Annotated in this window: 1 pseudogene; it reads right to left on the minus strand. The window is 38.5% G+C overall.

Going from position 1 to position 252, the window contains the following annotated elements:
- Window positions 1–252 (minus strand): annotated as a pseudogene (locus AAEY57_RS20570) (hypothetical protein); the annotation flags it as partial.

Raw genomic sequence — 252 nt, forward strand, 5'->3', positions numbered from 1 at the left:
TTCTGCGGTTGCGTAATCGGTAATACCATTACCAATAAGTGCATTACTTTGGTTATCTGCGCCGTCTTGAAAGCCTTTAAATTGAAATGGTGAGACACCAATATTACCCAAACGCAGTGTTAAATTTGCGTTTTCTTTTGGTGTGCCATATAGACCTAGTAAGTCAAATTCAACACCTGAAAAATCGTTGTGAAATGAAAAGTCACGATCTTCGCCACCAAAGTCATTAGGCTCTTCTGCAATATCTATATC

It is taken from the genome of Pseudoalteromonas sp. MER144-MNA-CIBAN-0113 (assembly GCF_040308965.1).
Lineage (GTDB): Bacteria > Pseudomonadota > Gammaproteobacteria > Enterobacterales > Alteromonadaceae > Pseudoalteromonas > Pseudoalteromonas tetraodonis.